Here is a 19081-nt window from a genome sequence, read left to right as displayed (position 1 = left end):
GACAAAAAATGAATCTATTTCGTACCAAAAATATCGCGGAACTAATCGCAGGTACTGAAAAGCATGCCCTAAAAAAGACTCTCGGCGCCTTGGACCTCGTATTATTAGGTATCGGCTGTATTATCGGCACAGGCATTTTTGTCCTTACCGGCGTGGCGGCGGCTAAATACGCCGGCCCCGGCATCATGCTATCCTTTGTGCTGTCCGGGCTTGCCTGCGCCTTTGCCGCGCTGGCATATGCCGAACTGGCGGCAATGGTACCGGTAGCAGGCAGCGCTTATACCTTTGCCTATGCATCATTAGGTGAAATTGTCGCTTTTATTGTGGGCTGGGCCTTAATTTGTGAATACACCGTCGGGGCTTCGGCTGTAGCCGCCGGCTGGTCCGGCTATATGGTAGGACTGCTCAAGTCTGCCGGAATTACTCTGCCCCTGGCCTGGACCGCCGTGCCATCGGACGGAGGAATCCTCAATCTTCCCGCGATTCTAATTGTGGCCTGCCTGACATTCTTATTGGTATTGGGTACCAAAGAAAGCGCCACCTTAAATAAAATACTGGTCTTCATTAAATTAGGCTGCGTTGCCATTTTTCTCTTCTTAGCCGCACCGCATGTGAATCCTTTGAATTGGCATCCCTTTCTTCCTTTCGGGTTCGGCGGCGTAGCTACCGGCGCAGCCATCGTCTTTTTTGCCTATATTGGTTTTGACGCCGTCTCCACCGCCGCGGAAGAGTGCAAACGCCCCAACAAAGACATCCCCATTGGAATCGTCGGCTCACTGGTTGCCTGCACGGTGCTGTATATCGCGGTAGCGGCTGTCCTGACCGGCGTAGTCCCCTACTCCTCCTTAGATAATAGTGAACCGGTAGCCTTTGCGCTGCGTTATCTGAGTATGAATTTCGGCAGTGCTATCGTCGCTTTGGGCGCTATCTGCGGCATTACCACCGTATTATTGGTCATGATTTACGGACAAACCCGAGTTTTCTTAGCCATGGCCCGGGACGGCATGATTCCGCAGCGGTTCGTAAAAATCCATCCCCGCTATGGCACCCCTCACAGGATAACTGCTATTACCGGGGTTGTGGTATGCATAATGAGCGGCTTATTACCAATCCATATTATCGCCGAGCTCTGTAATATGGGAACCTTATTCGCCTTCTGCATCGTTTCTATCGGCGTATGGGTGCTTCGCAGAACCCAGCCGGATATCCATCGTCCTTTCCGCTGCCCCGCCGTAAGCTTAGTCGTACCGCTGGCAGTGCTCTTTTGCGGTTACCTGATCGCCAACCTGCCGGTACAAACTTTTATCTTTTTCGGCACCTGGTATGTTGTCGGCATGGTAGTATATTTCAGCTACAGCCGTCATAACAGCACTCTCGCCTCCGGCTCCGTTGATGTTTCCCACCAATAAGAAAAACCGCTTATCGCGGTTTTTCTTAAAATCAACTTTCCAGTCCAATATTTAATTCCACTAATTCTTGGTCCACCAGCATCTCTAATGCCAAGTAGCGGTGATTGCTCAGTCTGGCTTTAAAATTTTCGCCGATTATCAGGCTGGGCGGCGAAATATCCACCAACAAACCCTGTTTTTCCAGACTGATAGCGGCACTGGCTGTTACCATATTCACCAACTCGGCAATAGCGCTTTGAGCCATTTCATTCAGTCCGTCCACCGGCATTCCCATCATCATGGTTGAAGCAAACTTTTTAGCCGTTGACTCCGACATGTTGTAGGCAATATTGCCTCGCACCTGATTCGTCATACCAATTAGAATAGTAACCCCTTTACTGAAGACAAACTGCTCCTGTACCCCCATTTTGCCGCGGCTAATATTCTGAAATCCCAGTTGGGGCAGAACCTGGCTAACTGCTTCTAAAAAAGGATTGACAATCTTGGCGTCCAAACGACTCATCTCCCTGCAAAAACGATTTCCGCACCAATTAACCCAGTCCTGCTTCTTGTTCTGCCGGCGTTATTCCTCTACCATAGTCACTTTATTCATAATATCTCCCTGTTCGATCCGGTCCACTACGTCCATTCCTTCAATGACTTTGCCAAATACGGTGTGTACGCCGTCCAGATGAGGCTGCGGCTCATAAACAATGAAAAACTGGCTGCCCCCCGTATTTGGCCCCCGGTGAGCCATCGACAAAGCGCCCCGTTCATGTTTATGCGGGTTTCCCTTGGTTTCGCAGGAAATCGTATATCCCGGCCCGCCGGTACCATTGCCGTTAGGACAGCCGCCTTGAGCAACAAACCCTTTAATAACCCGGTGAAAGGTTAGCCCGTTATAAAATCCCTCATTAATCAATTTTTCAAAATTGGCCACCGTCTTAGGCGCCTCGTTAGCGAAAAGTTCAATAACCACCTTGCCTTTATCCATTTCAACAATCGCTTTCTTCATGTCAATTCCTCCGCTTTTCTGTGATAAGCCTTATTATACCATATCCGGCAGCTATTTTATCCTATTTTTCCACCGGTCCGCGCCAGTTCAGCATGCCGCCGGCAATATTACGTATATTATCAAATCCCTGCTGCCGCAAAAAACGAACCGCTTGCCCGCTCCGGTTCCCGCTCCGGCAAATAACCAGCACATTTCCCTGCCGGGGAATTTCCTTAGTTCGCTCCGGTATTTGGGCAAGAGGAATCCAAAGCACACCCGGGATATGGCCTTGATTATATTCTTCCTTCGTGCGTACGTCCAGAATAACTGCTGACTGTTGCTGCCAAAGGTCAAGTGCCTCAGTTGGTGAAATGTCCTGTCTGTCCCCATCCTTGACCCGCATCGACCGGATATAAAGCAGCCAGGCTGCCGCCGCGATAATGACCACCCCGGCTAAAATCATTGTCCCCATTCACTTCGCATTCCCTTCTCCATCGGATATTTCCTTTCATTACTGTCCGGTCCCTCATCCACAACAAGCTAACAGGCTGTTAAACCGCCGTCCACAGTCCAGATGGCACCGGTCACAAAAGAAGCTTCCCCGGACGCCAAAAAGCAGATAACATTCGCCACTTCTTCCGGTTCAGCCACCCGCCCGAGAGGATAAAGGGATGTCATAGCCCGTAAATAGCCTGCCGGGTCGGCAGTCCGGGCCGCCTGTTCCGCCAAAAGCGGCGTTTTTACGTCACCGGGACAAACACAATTGACCCTGATTTGATAAGGACTTAATTCCAGAGCCAAGGCTTTGGTGAAAGCCGTTACCGCTCCTTTGGCGGCGCAATAGGCCGTACACTGCAGATTGCCCGTTAACGCAGCATCGGAGGCCACATTGATTATAGCCCCCCCGCCGGACCGCCGCAGTACTGCCGCAGCATATTTAGCCACAAAATACGTTCCCTTTAAATTAATATCCATCATTCGTTCGTATTCCGGTTCGCTCATTTCCGCGATTAGTTTTTCTTCATAATAGCCTGCTGAGTTGACCACAACGTCAAGTTTGCCAAAGCAGGCTGCTGCCCCGTTTACCAGACCCTCGCAGTCGGCAACCCGGGATACGTCACCCGGCATGTAGAGTACGCTGGATCCCAACTGTTGCAGTTTCTCAACGGCCGCCCGCCCCTTTTCCCGGCTACGTCCGGCAATAACGACCCTGGCGCCGCCTTTTAACAGACCCGCCGCCGTCGCCAAACCAATACCCGATGTTCCGCCTGTAACCAGCGCTACCTGGCCGTCAAACCTCCGGTCCAAATGTTTCGCCCCCGTTAAAAAAATATATTGTCGTTATTATAGCAAAAAATCGCCATTTGACCAACTATTAACCCACATTTCGCACGCTGAACTTATGGCGACATTCTCCCAGTCCTCTGGCATAAAGTAATAATGATGCCCTCTTAACACTAACACCCGGCTGCCGTCGAGCGGTGCCGGGTGTCTTTCCTTATAATGTTACGCCGTTTTTAAAAATGGCAATCTCACGAAATCCTAGTTCTTCCGCTTTCGTCAACCGTCCTGATGTCACTTGCAGTACATAATCAAACAGCTCACCCGTCATCTCCTGCATGCTTTTCCCGGCTAAAAGCCGGCCGGCGTCAAAATCCATCCAGTTGCTTTTGTGCCGGAACAATTCGCTGTTGGTGGCAATTTTGACGGTAGGTACAGCCGTTCCCAGCGGAGTGCCGCGACCGGTCGTGAAGAGAATGATCTGACAGCCGGCAGCCGCCAAATTACCGGCCGCTACCATATCGTTGCCTGGTCCGTTAAGAAGGTTCAGCCCCTTTTGTTTCACCACATCGCCATAATCCAATATGTCGACAACCTGGCTGCGGCCTCCCTTTTGCGTACAGCCGAGGGACTTTTCTTCCAGTGTTGAAATACCGCCTTTTTTATTGCCCGGGGAGGGATTTTCATAAACCGGCTGGTCATAAGACTGAAAATATTGCTTAAAATTGTTAATCAACCGGACCGTTTTTTCGAAGACCTCTTTATTCACGGCCCGGTTCATAAGCAACGTTTCCGCTCCGAACATTTCCGGCACTTCCGTCAATACCGTACTGCCGCCGCACTTGATTAGCCGGTCGGAAAAAGCGCCGACCAGAGGATTGGCTGTGATTCCGGAGAATCCGTCCGAACCGCCGCATTTCAGACCGACAACCAGTTCGGAAACCGGGCAGGGTTCACGATGGAATTGGCAGACATAATGCGCCAATTCTTTGATCAGTTGAATCCCCGTTTCGATCTCGTCTTCTACCTCCTGAGCCACTAAAAACTTGACCCGTTCCGGGTCATAATCTCCCAATACTTTCTTAAACTCGGCAATATTATTGTTTTCACATCCCAGGCCGACAACCAGCACCCCGCCGGCATTGGGGTGATTCACCAGGTCGGCAAGGATCCTCTGGGTAGCGGCATGGTCTTTGCCTAATTGAGAACAACCATACGGATGAGTAAACTCGTAGACCCCGTCCAGGTTGCGGGTACCGGCCAGTTCCATCGCCGCCCGGCGAGCCATAATCTGAACATTTTTATTAATACAGCTCACGGTTGGAATAATCCAGATCTCATTGCGGACCCCCACCCGTCCGTCAGAACGGCGGTATCCGTCGAACATTTCGTGCCATAGCATAGATTCCGGTTTTACCGGCTCAGGCTGATAATTATATTCCAGAATGTCTCCCAGATTGGTCTTCAGATTATGAACGTGAATCCATTCTCCGGCTGCAATATCAGTCACGGCGTGACCAATTGGAAAACCGTACTTGATGACATTCTCACCTTGCTTAATGGAACGTATGGCTACTTTGTGTCCTTTATCCACCGCCTGCAAGGCCACGACTTCACCGGCCGGCGTTGATAGCCGTTCACCCGGTTGAATTTCGCGAATCGCTACCGCTACATTGTCTCGTTCGTGAATTCGTAACAGCGCCATGTCAATCTCCCCTGTCCTGTGCTACTTGACCAGCCGGTCCACAGTGGCCTGCATGCCGTCGTTCACAATTTGCCATAAATAGTCGCCGGTCTTGGCAGCCAAGCCTGGAATCTCATTCAAGTCCTGTCCCCAGATATCGGCATTGGCCAATGCCTTTTGCGCCGTTTCCAGAGCACCCGCCGCCGTACTTTCGAAGCCTGCCCAGAGAGCGGCGAAAAACTCCAATACCCAGAGATCGTCTTTCATCGTGAATTCATCTTTACCCCGCATAACTTTCATTTGCGTTCCCTCAACAACGCCGTTTTTGTATGCTGCCAAAAGCGCCGCCAGGGAAAAGGTGAGCTTAACCGGCAACTTGCCGGTTAAGCGCCGGTATTCCAAAATAGACGGTAAAACCCGGGCTTTGAACTTAGATGAAGAATTGAGCAGAATGCTGATCAAATAATGCTGAATATAAGGATTTTGAAAGCGTTCAATAACCGAGGCGGCAAATTCCGTCAGCATCGTTTTATCCAAATCAATGGACGGTACAATTTCATCCGCCACAATTTGCCGGACATAGCGGCCAAGAACGGCATGGTCCATCATTTCGCCAACCGTCTCCAGGCCGTATAAAAAGGCTGCCGGCACCGATGCCGTATGAGCGCCGTTTAAAATTCGCACCTTCCGGGTCCGGTAGGGAGTCATGTCGTCGGTCCAGACGACGTTCAGACCCACCTTGGTAAACGGCAGCCGCTCACCAACGGATTGCGGCCCTTCAATAACCCAGAGGTGGAAAAGTTCCCCCGTATTTACCAGGTCATCTTCATAACCCAGACGAGCTAAAATATCCTGAATTTCTCCCCGGGGATAGCCGGTTACCACCCGGTCGACCAGGCTGTTTAAAAAAAGGTTATGCTTCTCAACCCATTCGGTAAATGCCGACGGCAGCCTCCAGGCTGCAGCCAGCTTAAGAACAACCTTTTTTAGCGTATCGCCGTTACGGTCGATCAGTTCGCAGGGAATCATGACCATGCCTTTGGACGGATCACCCTGAAAATGTTGAAACCGGTGGTATAAATAAGCCGTCAGTTTTCCCGGAAAAGAAACCGGCGGAGTATTCTCGAGGCGGTCACTGGCGTCAAAAGTGATCCCGGCCTCCGTGGTATTGGATATGACAAACTCAATATCGGGATTCCCAGCGCAACGCAGGTACTCCTGCCATTGGGTATACGGATTGATGCCCCGGCTGATGGAGCGGATGACTTCTTTTTGTTCCACCGCCCGGCCGTCCTGCAATCCTCTGAGCAGCAACGTATATAAACCGTCCTGATCATTCAGCTTGCCGACCAGTCCCTCGGCAATCGGCTGAACTACCACGATACGGCCGTTAAACAAGCCTTGCTGGTTGAGCCGGTGAAACATCCAGTCCACAAATGCCCGGAGAAAGTTTCCTTCTCCAAACTGGATCACTTTTTCCGGCAGTTCCGGCGAATAAGCCGGTAAGGAGAGGCCGGCCGGAAAGGAAAAATCACTTTGCAGCAGCTTTTGCGAAAGTTTTGCCATGGTAATATTCCTCCTTAGCGTCCTTTCAACATGGGACCGAGATTCTGCATCCAGGCCAGTTTCGGGTCATCATGCGGAATGAGTTTGCGGCCATGGGTTCCGGCCATGATCCATAAGTAGTAAACCTGAAAACCGGGAGCTGCCGCCACAGGATGATATCCTTTCGGCAAAGCCACTGAGTCGCCGTCTTTCAACATATAGGCTTCCCGCATGGACAAATCATCGGTGTACATGATTTGCACGCCAAATCCTTCAACCGGTTTGACTTTAAAATGATAAATTTCCTCCAGAGCCGTCTCATGCGGCAGGTCGAACACATCATGCTTATGGGACGGAAAACTGGACCAGTTCCCCGGGAAAGTAAAGGTCTCGCCCACAACAATCCGGTCTACCATTTCTTCCCCATTTTCAACGATAATGTCATGCACTTCCCGTTGATAATTCAAAATCCCCCGCTGATTAACAACAACATCTTCCGGTTTAACTACAAAGGGAGTAAATTTTTTGGTTGCCGGGGCAAGCGCCACAGCAACTTCCAGGCGCTGTCCCTGAATTTCCGTCACCTGGTAACGGCTGCCGATGGGAATATACACCGAGGCGGCCGGACCGGAAAAGACATCGTTGCGACAACCAAGATTGGGAAATACAACATCGTTGACCTGAACCCGGCATTTTCCGGATAAAATGACCAATACGGCTTCTTCCCCGGTTGTCTCCCCGGCGTAGTTTTCCCGGGCGTCCAGGGTCAACAGGGCCAATCCTGTATGTTGGGTTTGCCCGCCCGCTTTAATAACATCCCGGTAGCCTTTTTGGGCTTGGAACGGATATAAATAACTCATAATTCTTCCTCCTCTGTTTCTTAAGGGCTAGCGTATTAATATATCAGGCCTTGCCAGGCAACAGCCATTATATTCAACTTCAACCAGCGGGAATTTTTTTGAGCTGGTCAGCACAACCGGCCCTTTTTCCCCCACCATAAATGTATCTTCCGATTTTACACCGGCAATAGATGGATTCCAGGCATAAACCTGACCGGCTTTTACCACCTGCGGGCTTAATGCCGTTCCCCGGAATTCCCGGGCCTGGTAACCGGCCATACCGCCTTGATGATGATACTGCCACTCCTCGGGAAATCCTACTGTTTTATAGGCCTTTTGTCCACCGGCAAAAATATCTCCGACCACAGCACCCGGTTTCGTTGCGCCGATAAACGCCACATCCACTTTCAGCACAGCTTCATGCCGCTGCTTCACTTTCAGCGGAATCCGCCCGAAATGGACCAGTCTGGTAGCGGCGGCAAACAAACCCTGTTTTTGCGCCGTCAACACCAGCATAACATACTGGCGCAGTTTCCGGTCTGTCGGCAACGGGTGCCGATACTGGTAAACCCGTTCATCAACGGCCACCAAATTCACCCAGGGATTAAGCCCTAATTCGGCCGACCGTTCCCTGATCATAGCCGCTATGGCCAATTCGCTCATACCCGGCTCTACCGAGTAGGCCACTTGCTCCAGCACCTTCCCGACACACCGGCCGGTATCGGCGTATCGCTCTGATTCTTCCGGTTCAAACCGCCAGCGTAAGGAGGCAAATTTTTCTCCCAGCTCAACATCCGTCCAGACCCTTCGTCCGGCGGTAATCTGTGTCAGGCAATCCTGCATTCCCGCCGCTTCCCACCAGGCATATTCCACCTTGGTAATGGGCAAGCCCGTCAATTCTTCCGTTATTAAACGTCCGGCTTCAATATTGTTAGCGACTAAATAAACACTATCGCCAGTCACCAATAAATCGCCGCAGGCTTTTTCCACCGCCGGGTTGACATAGGGCCGGCCGCCCGTAAACCATAGGAAATTGACCTGCGTGGTAATTAAGAGATTTTCAATGCCTTCTTCCGCCATCAACGCGCGGACCCGCTTCAATTTTGCGTCGTATTCACGGACCGACCAAGTCATAAGCTACCTTCTCTCCATATTGTACATCCTACCGGATTGATAAAGCCGGGCGGGCAAAGCCCGCCCTGTTTCCTACTTCACTGCTTGAATTTGACTGATTAGATCTTTATATTCCGGGTATTGAGCATAAACCGGAGCCATGGCTTTGATAAAGGGTTCTTTATCCGGTTTGGAAATCTTCACGCCATGCGCTTTTAGTTGTTCCAGCGATTTTTCAGTGTACTCATTCCAGGCTTTTCTTTCATATGCTTCGGACTCAAATGCGGCCTGGGCAATCAGTTTTTGATCGTCCGGCGACAGTCCGTCCCAAACTTTCTTACTCATGAGAATAACTTCCGGCACCATGGAATGCTCATCCAAAGAATAGTATTTTGCCACTTCATAGTGTTTGGAACTATATAAACTCGGAGGATTGTTTTCGGCCCCGTCAATAATCCCCGTCTGCAGGCCGCTGTACACTTCGCCGTAATCCATTGGCGTAGCCGAGGCACCCAGCGCATTCATCGTATCAATAAAAATCTTGCTTTGCTGCACACGGATTTTCAGCCCTTTGGCATCTTCCGGCGTATTAATCGGTTTACTCTTGGTATAGAAGCTGCGAGCACCCGAATCATAATAACCAAGACCAATTAAATTGGCGCTTGTCAGGTCCTTCAATAGTTCTTTACCAACCGGACCGTCGAGTACTTTCCAGAGATGGTCCTCATTCCGGAATATGAACGGCATGGAGTATACACCCATTTTGGGAGCAAAACTGACCATCGGCGCACTGTTTACACGGGCAATCGCCACGGTGCCCATTTGGGTCATTTCTATTGTTTCCTTTTCACCGCCTAATTGGCCGCCGGCATATACCTGCATTTTTATGCGGCCATGGGACCGCTCATCCAGTAATTTAGCCATGTATTTCAGGCCTTCGACGGTCGGGTATCCCTCCGGCTGAACATCAGCGGCTTTCAACACGATTTCCTTCTGTGCCGGTGCTTTAGCGGTGGAACCGCCACAGCCCGCCACCAGACTAACCATGGCAAACAACGCTGCAGCCCCCAGAATAATCCATTTTTGCTTTTTCACATGAGCTCCTCCTTAAAATTGTTATTACCCAACACCCAAGAAAATAACTTGTCGCCGATCCTCCCTTCTGAAACAATTCTATAATTCACTTACTAAGTGAGAATTGATTCCGAATCAAGGCATAAACATCTTCGGCAGCGTCATGGTAACAGCCGGCACATAAGTTACCAGCAGCAGGATTAGAATCAGCACGGGAATAAACATCAATATTGCCTTCACAGTACTTTCCAAAGTACACTTGGCCACAGCACAACCGACAAATAGGGCCGTTCCCACGGGAGGATGAATCAGGCCGATAGAAAGATTTAATAAAAGCATAATGCCAAATTGAATGGGATCCATGCCGATACTGGTTGCAATTGGTAAAAAGATCGGCGTGAGAATCAGTATGGATGCCGCCATATCCATAAAGAATCCGATAATAAGAATGAATATATTAATAATCAAGAGTACCACGGCTGGATTGGTCGAAATGGCCTTTATGCCGGCCGCAACGGTCTGCGGAATATGTTGATAAGCCATGATCCAGCCAAAGGCGGAAGAAGTGGCCACCAGAAAAAACACCATGCCGCAGGTAATGGCCACCTTACGCATAATTTCCGGCAATTGCCGCCACTTCAATTCCCGGTAATAAAACATGGTCAGTAACAGTGCATATACGCAGGCAATAGCGCCCGATTCCGTAGCGGTAAATACGCCGCTTACAATACCGCCCACAATAATTATGGCCGCCATCAAACTTAAGAAGCCGTTTCTCAGGCCATTCCAAATCTCAGCCAGACTCTTGGGCGGCTCTTTGGCATAGCCGCGGCGAACAGCCAGAACATAGCTCACCAGCATCAGTCCCAAGCCAATCAGAATTCCCGGAATATAGCCGGCCAAAAACATCGAGCCGATAGAAACCGCGCCGCCGGCGGCTACTGCATAAATAATGGCATTATGGCTGGGAGGAAGAATGATACCGGTCGTAGAGGCGCTCACGGTTACCGAAACCGCAAAATCCGTTCCATAACCTTTCCGCTCCATCATCGGAATCATAACCGGACCGACCGAAGCCACATCAGCCACCGAGGACCCGGTTGTACCGCCAAAAAACATACTGCCAACAATATTTACCATTGCCAAACCGCCCCGCATGCGGCCCACCAGAATACTGGCAAAATCCACGATCCGCCGGGCAATACCGCCCTCCGACATAATATGTCCGGCCAGTATAAAAAACGGAATCGTCATCAGCGGAAAAGACTCCAGCGAGGCAACCATTCGCTGGGCAAGCGGCGACAATGGGATTCCGGCATATAAACAGGTAATTAAGGAGGATAATCCCAAACTAAAAGCAATGGGAACCCGGATAATCATCAGAAAAATAAAACTTCCCAGCAAAAGCCATGCGCCAAATTCCATATTAGTTACTCCTGCCTTTCTTGAGTTCTTTTACCAGCATTTCCAGTGTGAAAAGAATAATCAAAATGGCACTCACCGGCAAAGCAAGGTAAACATAGCCCACAGGCATACCCATGGCAGGCGATTTTTGGCTCATAGTAAGCTGGACCATAGCAAAGCCTTCCTTTACGAGAACACCGGTATAACCCAGAATAAGCAAATACTTAATTATCGTCAGTCCCTTCTGCATTCCGGCCGGAAACTTATCGGCAAAAAAATGCAGCGCCATGTGGGAATTGCGGCGTACGCCGGCGGCAATCCCGATAATACCAAACCAGACCATTAAATACACGGCCGCCTCTTCCGACCATGGCGGAGTATAGTGCAGCACATATCTTTCGAATACCTGGTAAGTGACGAGGGTTACCATGCAAATGGTCAAAAAAACCATGACAGCTTCGGCCCCTCTGGCCAGATAATCCATAATTCCCGGTGACAAATGCCTGTCTTGTTCGGTCATGAAATCATCCTCCCTGCCTTCTAAATAATTTCGATCTCCTAACAGTCGCAACGCACGAAATACAGAAAGATTTTTATAATCCGAATGCTTGCGTATCTTGGCAAAATTCAGTCTTTTTTCGGTACAAATAAACCAAACCCTTCCGAAGTGAGTTAATCGCTGTTATAAAGTTCCGGCGTCCGCTCCGAATTCACGGAGACATCATCCAAAATACCGGCTTGCGACAACTGCAGCAATGTTCGCAGTACCAAGGCGCACGAACCGATCACTCCCTGATTGCCACCCAACGGGGAAACTTTAATTTCCGTTGTGCCGGCAATTTGCGGAAAAGCATGAGAATTGACCGTATCCCGCAAGACCGCTAAAAACACATCGGCTGCCTTGGAGAGCTTTCCTCCCAAAAACAGGACTTCCGGATTATACATATTAATCAGATTGGCCACAGCCACCCCGACATACCGGCCGACTTGCTGAAACAGCGTCCAGGCATAACTGCCTTCGCTATGCGCGCACCGGACCAAATCATGAATGGTGATCCGCCCCAAGGTCTGCCAAATTTGCCTAAGCGGGTCCCGTTCATCAACCAGCGGCAGTTCGGCCACCGCTTTGCGCAATAAGGCCGGCACTCCGCATACAGCCTCAATGCAGCCCCGGTTACCGCAATTGCATAAAGGACCTTCTTCAATGACAACAATATGGCCGATCTGACCGGCATAACCATGATTGCCCTGCATAATTTGATCATCCATAATGACCCCGGCGCTAATACCCTCGCCCAGATTAACATAGACCAAGTCCTTGCAGTTTGTGCCGCCGCCGTACCACCGTTCGGCCAACGCTGCCGCCTTGGCATTACTCTCCAGGAAAACAGGCAGTCCAAGCTGGTCTTCCAGATACTTCTTAACGGGAAACCCATTCCATTTAACGCCCAGATTAATGGACCGTTCCACTAAATCCTTGCTTCCTTTTAACAAACCCGGAAAAGCAACTCCCACTCCCAGAAACTTCTTATCTTTGTAAGGAGCACTGTTCATCATTTCATTAACAAGCTGCACCAGTTGGGGCAGCCCTGTCTCGGGTTCCGTCATATCAATGGAATAAGCACTAATATCGGTGGGCTCATTTTTTAAATCGGCACAGGCAATTACCGTTTCAAAATGGGTCACTTCCAGCCCAATCACATACCCGGCCTTGCCGTTAAGCCGTAATTTCATAGGCCGCCGGCCGCCCCGTGAATTGCCGAGACCGGTCTCTTCCACAAAACCAAGATCAAGCAATTCACGGATGATTCCGGTTATGGCCGGCGGCGTTAAACCGGTTAACGCCGCCAATTGATTCCGCGAAACCGGTTCATGCTGCTTAATAATATTCAGCACGGTCATCCGGTTTAGTCTTTTGACGTATTTACTGTTTCCGGGGTTCATCATCCTCATCATCCTTTGCCGGCTGCCGTTTGCTTTAAAGTGACATGCAACAGCACAAATTATTTTTTTCCATAAACTGCCGTCAAACTTTTTTAACATAATTAAGTATCTGACTATTATTTCTCCTGCCGACAAGAAACTCCTGCTTGATTTCACCCGGAAATGATTTATTTTTTTATTAGCGCTGAACGCGGCCTGAACCGTCACCGCCCATTAATGTTCTAACTTCACCGACACTGACATGATTGTGGTCTCCCTCAATTGTATGTTTCAGACAAGAGGCGGCAACGGCGAATTCCAACGCATCCTGAGCCGAATAATCGCTTAAGAGACCGAAAATGAGGCCGCCGCCAAAAGAGTCGCCGCCACCAACCCGGTCAATTATGTGAATCGGATATTTCCTGGAGAAATGATAGTTGCCGTCTTTATACAACATAGCCGCCCAATTATTATCGGAAGCGGATATACTTTCCCTGAGTGTTATGGCCACGGCACCGCAGCCAAAACGGTCTGAAAGCTGCTTGGCCACTTGCTTATAGCCTTCATGACTTAACTTACCGCCCGTAATATCCGTTTCCGCCGCTTTGATGCCAAATACTTTCTCCGCATCTTCCTCATTGGCAATGCACACATCCACATAAGGCATGAAACGGCTCATAACCTGCCCGGCTTTTTCACTGGTCCACAAATTTTTCCGGAAATTCAGGTCGCAGCTCACGGTCACACCCGCTTCCCTTGCCGCCTTGCATGCATCCAGTACAGCTTCGGCTACATTGTCGCCCAGCGCCGGCGTTATACCGGTAAAATGAAACCAATCGGCACCGTCAAAAATTTCCGGCCAGTTAAAATCCTGCCGCTGCGCCTGGGAGACGGCAGAATATTTACGATCATATACGACTTTGGACGGACGCTGCGAAGCTCCCTTTTCCAGAAAATAAACCCCCAACCGTTCCCCGCCGCGGATCATATAGCGGGTATCCACACCATAACGGCGCATTTCATTAATAGCCGACTGGCCGATGGGATTATCGGGAACTTTGGTAACCAACGCCGCATCCAGGCCGAAATTAGCCAATGATACGCACACATTCGCTTCCCCGCCGCCATAAACCGCTTCCAATGAACCGGCCTGTTCAAAGCGGAGATATCCCGCCGGCGCTAATCTAAGCATAATTTCTCCAAAACATACTACTTTCGACATGTCTTTCCCTCCTATTTTGTAGACCCCTTTATAAACCGCGCGCCTGACGAACCTTTTCAATAAATTCCTTGCCGATTGCCGTAATCGACTGGTAATCCCCCTTTTTGGCGCCTGCCGTCAGGTTGCCGCCTACACCTACCGCCAGGCAGCCCGCCTTGATCCAGTCGGATACATTGTCCAGGCTGACGCCGCCTGTCGGCATTAAGGGAGCCTGCGGCAGAGGGCCTTTTACCGCCTTAATAAAGGATGGTCCCAGCGCTTCTCCCGGAAACACTTTGACTACATCCGCCCCGGCTTCCATTGCCTCTACAATTTCCCGTATCGTCATCGCCCCCGGCATGATAGGAATTTGATAACGATGGCACATTTTCACGGTGTCAACATTCAGCGACGGACTCACTACATATTGCGCACCGGCCAGAATGGCCAGCCGGGCCGTCTCAGGGTCCAAAACAGTACCCGCGCCGATAATAAGCTCCCCATTCCGGTAAGTTTGCGCAAGATCCCTGATTACCTGGTCGGCGCCCGGAACAGTAAACGTAATTTCCACGGCCGCAATACCACCTTCAATACAAGCATCGGCAATTTTAATCGCCTGTTCCGATCTTTCCGCTCTTACAACGGCAACTACGCCGGATTCCATGATTTTATGTAGTGTTTTTATTTTTGGCGTCACAGTTCTACCCCCAAAGTTTTTTAATTAATTTAATTAAGTTTCGCTTTAGGTATTCGCTAAGAATATCCATATTCCTGCTTCCATTCAAAATTTTTTGTTAATTTTAGACGGATGGACGCGCAGCCAGTCACCGTTTAACAGCCAATCATTCGTTATCACACCTCCTTTTCCGGCTATGCAACTATTTAAAGGCTGGGTTCACGGATTGATCCACCATATAAAACATAATGCCGCTACATTTAATACCAATTATACTAATAATAAAATATTCCTCTCCTTGTCAGGCAATAAATTCACAATACGGAATTACATTCCGCAAATATTACGAATACAGGTAGAGTATTGTATATTGGAGATGAAAATTAGGTGGTGGGTCGGAGGTTGAAATAGAGTATAATGATCTCAAGAAAGACCCAGCGGGTCTTTCAGTGGAAAGAAAGTATTTTACTTTTCGGCTTTCTTAAAAAGAATATGTTATTTTAGAAATAACCCGAAAAGTTATACTTTCTGATCCCAAAACAAAAAGAAAGCGGGATATTTAACCCAAGAAAGGCTGAATATCCCGCTTTCTTTTTACCAGTCTTTTCTGTTGTTCACTATTTATAGTTAACCTCCGGATTAACGCAAGCCGGCAAAGGCCGGTTTCGTAATCCGGCAAGCAGGTTATCCGCCGTCAGCAGGGCCATGCGGGTCCGGGTTTCAATCGTGGCACTGCCGATATGGGGTGTAACTAAAACATTAGGCAATTGCAGTAACGGATGGTCCCCCGGCAAAGGTTCCGGGTCCGTTACATCCAGGACGGCATAAGCAATTTGATTTGCTGCCAGAGCTGACGCAAGCGCCCCGGTATCCACGATAGGGCCCCGGGCGGCATTGACAAAGAAAGCTGTTGATTTCATTCTGCCAAATTGTTCCCAGCCAAACAGACCGCGCGTTGCCGGTGAAAGCGGTGTAAGCACAAGGATGCAGTCCGCCTGCGTAAGCAGGTTGTCAAAAGACGCATATTTAACGCCAAGTTCCGCTTCGTCCGGACGCCGGTTCCTATTATAATAAATGACCCGCATACCAAACGCCCTGGCCCGCCGGGCAACAGCAGCGCCAATTCTTCCCATGCCGACAATACCCAGCACTTTTCCATATAAATCAATGCCGAAAGGAATGTTTTGGTTTGGTGTCCACTTTCCCTGGCGGACAAACTCCCAACCTTCATGAATACGGCGGGTGGCACATAAAAGCAGCCCAAACGCTAAATCGGCCGTAGCTTCCACTAAGACCCCCGGCGTATTGCCAACCGGAATTCCCCGCCGCGTACAGGCATCCACATCGATATTATCGTAACCGACAGCAGACTGAGCAATAACCTTTAATTTGGGAGCATAGGCCAACAGCCTCTCATCAATTCTGACATTACCGGCCGCAACCAGACCTTCCGCATCTTCCAGCCACTTTGCCAGTATATCGTGAGAAATAGGCTCCGCCTTTTCCCAAAGTTTGATATTGCAGTACTCTAAAAGTCTATTCTGGGCCGGCGCCAGTAAATTACGCACCATCACAATTGGATACTTATCCATCCTGGTTCCTCCTTTACCGTAAAGTCTTTCCCATACCGACCCGTACCAGGCGGCAAAGCCGGGCAGCCGCCGTCTCAACCAGTTCGCCGGCCCGGGCGATACAGTCATCCAGGCTCATCGGCCGGGGAACAATACTCATCAAACCGTCAATTCCCTGGGCAAGAACAGCTTCACAGCCTTCTCCCAGACCACCGGACAAGCAAACCACCGGAACCCCGCTGGCGGCGGCGATTCTGGCCACACCGACGGGAGCCTTTCCATGAGCCGTTTGAAAGTCAGTGGCGCCTTCCCCGGTAATAACCAGGTCGGCATGTTGGACCAGAATGGAAAATTGAGCGGCTTCCAATACAATCTCCACGCCAGGTTTGAGCCGGGCATTGGTAAAGAACAGCAGGCCGGCCCCCAGCCCGCCTGCCGCTCCTGCTCCCGGCCGATTGGCAATATCTCTGCCAGTAGCCATTTGGGCAATGCCGGCATAATGCAGCAGGGCCTGGTCCAGTTCAGCAACAATGGCCGGAGTGGCCCCTTTCTGCGGCCCATAAACCGCCGAAGCACCCCGGGAACCGCACAGCGGATTATCCACATCACAGGCTACCAAAATAGCCGCCTCGTCTAAACGCGGGTCCCGGCCGGATATGTCAATCCGGGCCAACCGGTTCAGCGCGGCTCCCCCGTCAGGCAATTCACAGCCCGCAGCATCTAAAAACCGGATACCCAGCGCTCGGGCCATACCGGCGCCGCCGTCATTGGTTGCACTGCCGCCGATACCGATGATCAGAGTACGGATTCCCGCTTCCAGCGCCGCCTTGATCAATTCCCCCGTTCCATAAGTAGTCGTAAGCCGGGGATCGCGTCGTTCTTTTGGAATCAGCGGTAATCCGGATGCGGCCGCCATTTCAATAACAGCCGTCCGCCCGTCCCCCAGAATGCCCCAGTATGCTTCAACCGGTTCTCCCAGCGGCCCTGTCACCGTTTGCCGTACAATCCGGCCGCCGGTAGCCGTCACCAGTGCATCGACGGTGCCCTCGCCGCCATCGGCAATAGGAACTTTTACCACCTCGGCGTCGGGAAAGACATGACGCACCCCTTTTTCCATGGCTTTTGCCACCTCTATGGCCGAAAGGCTTCCTTTAAAAGAGTCCGGCGCTATGATAATGCGCACCATGATTCACTTCCTTTAAAAAAGTTAATTTACTTTTAACTATGATTGATAATTATTCCGCTTACAGGCCAATTCCTGCAAACCGACCATCAGATTAAGAAAGACCGCTGACGCGGGTCTTTCGGTTCTTGGCGCATGGCGCAAGGCGCGGAAAAGTCCGTCTAAAATCATTTATGCAGTCTTTAAAACTTATACTTTCAAGGAAAACCTTCTATCTTTTGATAGAAGGTTTTCCTTGATTTAAACGGGATAGATTTTTAAACCGGATTCCTGCGCCCGGCTCCCGCCGAGAAAGCGGAATAACGGTTTTTTAACGTTTCACCTCCGTTTTAGCTAATTTCTCATAATACTGAACCAAACTGCCATGGTCTGCGTCACCCAGGCCGTCTACCTTAAGAGCCTGCATCATTTCCATAACAGCAGCGGTCAACGGCAGCGACACCCCGATTTCATGGGATGTTTCCAACGCATTGTTCAAATCCTTAATGTGCAAGTTAACGCGAAACCCGGGATTAAACTTGCGGTCCATTACCAGCGGTGCCTTGGCATCCAGAACGGTACTGCCGGCCAGGCCGCCGCGAATGGCCTGATACACCAGCTCCGGCTCCACTCCGGCTTTACTGGCCAGCACCAGCGCTTCCGACATGGCAGCAATATTCAGGGCGACAATGACCTGATTGGCCAGTTTTGTGATATTGCCGGCACCTACCTCGCCGGTCAGCACCACCGAGCCGGCCATGGCCTTCATAATGGGATAACATTGGTCAAAAACAGCCTTTTTACCACCGACCATTACGGAAAGGGTACCGTCAATCGCTTTGGGTTCGCCGCCGCTGACCGGGGCGTCCAGCATTTCCACACTCCGTCCGGCCAGTTTTTCCGCGATTTCCCGGCTAACAAGCGGAGCAATGGAACTCATGTCGATTACGATGCTTCCTTTTTGGACCCCTTCCATCACACCGCCTTCGCCTAAAACCACTTCTTTCACGTGGGGCGAATTGGGCAGCATGGTAATGATAACATCGGTTTGTTCCGCCACCGCCTTGGGAGTGGGAGCCGCTTGGGCACCGGCGTCGACTACTTCCGCCACGGCGCTTTGGTTTCTATCCATAACCACCAGACTATACCCGGCTTTAAGCAGGTTTTTACTCATAGGTTTGCCCATAATTCCTAAACCAATAAATCCAATTTTCATATCCGACTTA

The 19081-nt window shown here is 50.3% G+C and carries 18 protein-coding genes; 1 reads left to right on the top strand and 17 read right to left on the bottom strand.

All coding sequences use genetic code 11. From position 1 onward, the window contains the following. Positions 1–8 precede the first annotated feature (8 nt). Positions 9–1409 (top strand): amino acid permease, encoded by a 1401-nt coding sequence (locus LUCIF_RS02980; protein ID WP_122626387.1) that lies wholly within the window; start codon positions 9–11, stop codon positions 1407–1409. A 31-nt stretch (positions 1410–1440) separates the two neighbouring features. On the opposite strand, the gene LUCIF_RS02975 is transcribed toward LUCIF_RS02980, so the two are convergent. The 17 genes from LUCIF_RS02975 to garR all read right to left on the bottom strand — a co-directional run bounded on the left by LUCIF_RS02975 (position 1441) and on the right by garR (position 19071). Beyond that, on the bottom strand, positions 1441–1902 hold the full coding sequence (locus LUCIF_RS02975; RefSeq protein ID WP_122626386.1) for a chemotaxis protein CheX: 462 nt from the start codon (positions 1900–1902) through the stop codon (positions 1441–1443). 69 nt (positions 1903–1971) lie between these two features. Further along, on the bottom strand, positions 1972–2403 hold the full coding sequence (locus LUCIF_RS02970) for a peptidylprolyl isomerase (RefSeq protein WP_122626385.1): 432 nt from the start codon (positions 2401–2403) through the stop codon (positions 1972–1974). A gap of 61 nt (positions 2404–2464) precedes the next feature. Then, on the bottom strand, positions 2465–2854 hold the full coding sequence (locus LUCIF_RS02965) for a rhodanese-like domain-containing protein (protein WP_122626384.1): 390 nt from the start codon (positions 2852–2854) through the stop codon (positions 2465–2467). 68 nt (positions 2855–2922) lie between these two features. Further along, a complete protein-coding gene (locus LUCIF_RS02960) occupies positions 2923–3690 on the bottom strand; it encodes an SDR family NAD(P)-dependent oxidoreductase (protein WP_122626383.1) in 768 nt (255 codons plus the stop codon). A 190-nt stretch (positions 3691–3880) separates the two neighbouring features. After that, entirely contained in the window at positions 3881–5368 is a 1488-nt protein-coding gene (locus LUCIF_RS02955) for a UxaA family hydrolase (protein ID WP_122626382.1), read from the bottom strand. Between the two features lie 21 nt (positions 5369–5389). Then, positions 5390–6913: a tagaturonate reductase gene (locus tag LUCIF_RS02950; protein ID WP_122626381.1), complete on the bottom strand. Its 1524-nt coding sequence runs from the start codon at positions 6911–6913 to the stop codon at positions 5390–5392. A 14-nt stretch (positions 6914–6927) separates the two neighbouring features. Continuing rightward, entirely contained in the window at positions 6928–7752 is an 825-nt protein-coding gene (gene iolB / locus LUCIF_RS02945) for a 5-deoxy-glucuronate isomerase (RefSeq protein ID WP_122626380.1), read from the bottom strand. Positions 7753–7779: 27 nt separating this feature from the next. After that, positions 7780–8865 carry a M24 family metallopeptidase gene (locus LUCIF_RS02940; protein ID WP_122626379.1) on the bottom strand — a complete coding sequence of 362 codons (1086 nt, stop codon included), beginning with the start codon at positions 8863–8865 and terminating at the stop codon, positions 7780–7782. A gap of 72 nt (positions 8866–8937) precedes the next feature. Continuing rightward, positions 8938–9939, bottom strand: a complete 1002-nt coding sequence (locus tag LUCIF_RS02935) for a TRAP transporter substrate-binding protein (protein WP_207856899.1) — start codon at positions 9937–9939, stop codon at positions 8938–8940. A 114-nt stretch (positions 9940–10053) separates the two neighbouring features. Further along, positions 10054–11343, bottom strand: coding sequence for a TRAP transporter large permease (locus LUCIF_RS02930; protein ID WP_122626378.1), 1290 nt, complete (start codon positions 11341–11343; stop codon positions 10054–10056). 1 nt (position 11344) lies between these two features. Then, complete coding sequence (locus LUCIF_RS02925; protein WP_122626377.1) at positions 11345–11842, bottom strand: TRAP transporter small permease; 498 nt, start codon at positions 11840–11842, stop codon at positions 11345–11347. Between the two features lie 152 nt (positions 11843–11994). Next, complete coding sequence (locus LUCIF_RS02920; protein WP_122626433.1) at positions 11995–13269, bottom strand: ROK family transcriptional regulator; 1275 nt, start codon at positions 13267–13269, stop codon at positions 11995–11997. Between the two features lie 175 nt (positions 13270–13444). Then, complete coding sequence (locus tag LUCIF_RS02915; RefSeq protein ID WP_122626376.1) at positions 13445–14467, bottom strand: sugar kinase; 1023 nt, start codon at positions 14465–14467, stop codon at positions 13445–13447. A 28-nt stretch (positions 14468–14495) separates the two neighbouring features. Further along, positions 14496–15143, bottom strand: coding sequence for a bifunctional 4-hydroxy-2-oxoglutarate aldolase/2-dehydro-3-deoxy-phosphogluconate aldolase (locus LUCIF_RS02910; protein WP_122626375.1), 648 nt, complete (start codon positions 15141–15143; stop codon positions 14496–14498). A gap of 596 nt (positions 15144–15739) precedes the next feature. After that, positions 15740–16714, bottom strand: coding sequence for a 2-hydroxyacid dehydrogenase (locus LUCIF_RS02905; RefSeq protein WP_122626374.1), 975 nt, complete (start codon positions 16712–16714; stop codon positions 15740–15742). A gap of 13 nt (positions 16715–16727) precedes the next feature. Continuing rightward, complete coding sequence (locus LUCIF_RS02900; RefSeq protein WP_207856897.1) at positions 16728–17879, bottom strand: glycerate kinase; 1152 nt, start codon at positions 17877–17879, stop codon at positions 16728–16730. A gap of 307 nt (positions 17880–18186) precedes the next feature. After that, a complete protein-coding gene (gene garR / locus LUCIF_RS02895) occupies positions 18187–19071 on the bottom strand; it encodes a 2-hydroxy-3-oxopropionate reductase (protein WP_122626373.1) in 885 nt (294 codons plus the stop codon). Positions 19072–19081 lie beyond the last annotated feature (10 nt).

The sequence above is a fragment of the Allolucifera butyrica genome, assembly GCF_900476375.1.
Taxonomy (GTDB): Bacteria; Bacillota; Negativicutes; order Sporomusales; family UPPP01; genus Lucifera; species Lucifera butyrica.
The sequence above is the reverse complement of the archived record's forward strand: the minus strand, read 5'-3'. Positions and strand labels throughout refer to the sequence as shown.

Bases quoted from the DNA above. Each gene is read 5' to 3' on its own strand.
- LUCIF_RS02980 (WP_122626387.1), top strand. From the start codon at position 9: ATGAATCTATTTCGTACCAAAAATATCGCGGAACTAATCGCAGGTACT.
- LUCIF_RS02900 (WP_207856897.1), bottom strand. From the start codon at position 17,879: ATGGTGCGCATTATCATAGCGCCGGACTCTTTTAAAGGAAGCCTTTCG.
- LUCIF_RS02950 (WP_122626381.1), bottom strand. From the start codon at position 6,913: ATGGCAAAACTTTCGCAAAAGCTGCTGCAAAGTGATTTTTCCTTTCCG.
- LUCIF_RS02965 (WP_122626384.1), bottom strand. From the start codon at position 2,854: ATGGGGACAATGATTTTAGCCGGGGTGGTCATTATCGCGGCGGCAGCC.
- LUCIF_RS02925 (WP_122626377.1), bottom strand. From the start codon at position 11,842: ATGACCGAACAAGACAGGCATTTGTCACCGGGAATTATGGATTATCTG.
- LUCIF_RS02970 (WP_122626385.1), bottom strand. From the start codon at position 2,403: ATGAAGAAAGCGATTGTTGAAATGGATAAAGGCAAGGTGGTTATTGAA.
- iolB (WP_122626380.1), bottom strand. From the start codon at position 7,752: ATGAGTTATTTATATCCGTTCCAAGCCCAAAAAGGCTACCGGGATGTT.
- LUCIF_RS02920 (WP_122626433.1), bottom strand. From the start codon at position 13,269: ATGATGAACCCCGGAAACAGTAAATACGTCAAAAGACTAAACCGGATG.
- LUCIF_RS02905 (WP_122626374.1), bottom strand. From the start codon at position 16,714: ATGGATAAGTATCCAATTGTGATGGTGCGTAATTTACTGGCGCCGGCC.
- LUCIF_RS02915 (WP_122626376.1), bottom strand. From the start codon at position 14,467: ATGTCGAAAGTAGTATGTTTTGGAGAAATTATGCTTAGATTAGCGCCG.
- LUCIF_RS02955 (WP_122626382.1), bottom strand. From the start codon at position 5,368: ATGGCGCTGTTACGAATTCACGAACGAGACAATGTAGCGGTAGCGATT.
- LUCIF_RS02940 (WP_122626379.1), bottom strand. From the start codon at position 8,865: ATGACTTGGTCGGTCCGTGAATACGACGCAAAATTGAAGCGGGTCCGC.
- garR (WP_122626373.1), bottom strand. From the start codon at position 19,071: ATGAAAATTGGATTTATTGGTTTAGGAATTATGGGCAAACCTATGAGT.
- LUCIF_RS02930 (WP_122626378.1), bottom strand. From the start codon at position 11,343: ATGGAATTTGGCGCATGGCTTTTGCTGGGAAGTTTTATTTTTCTGATG.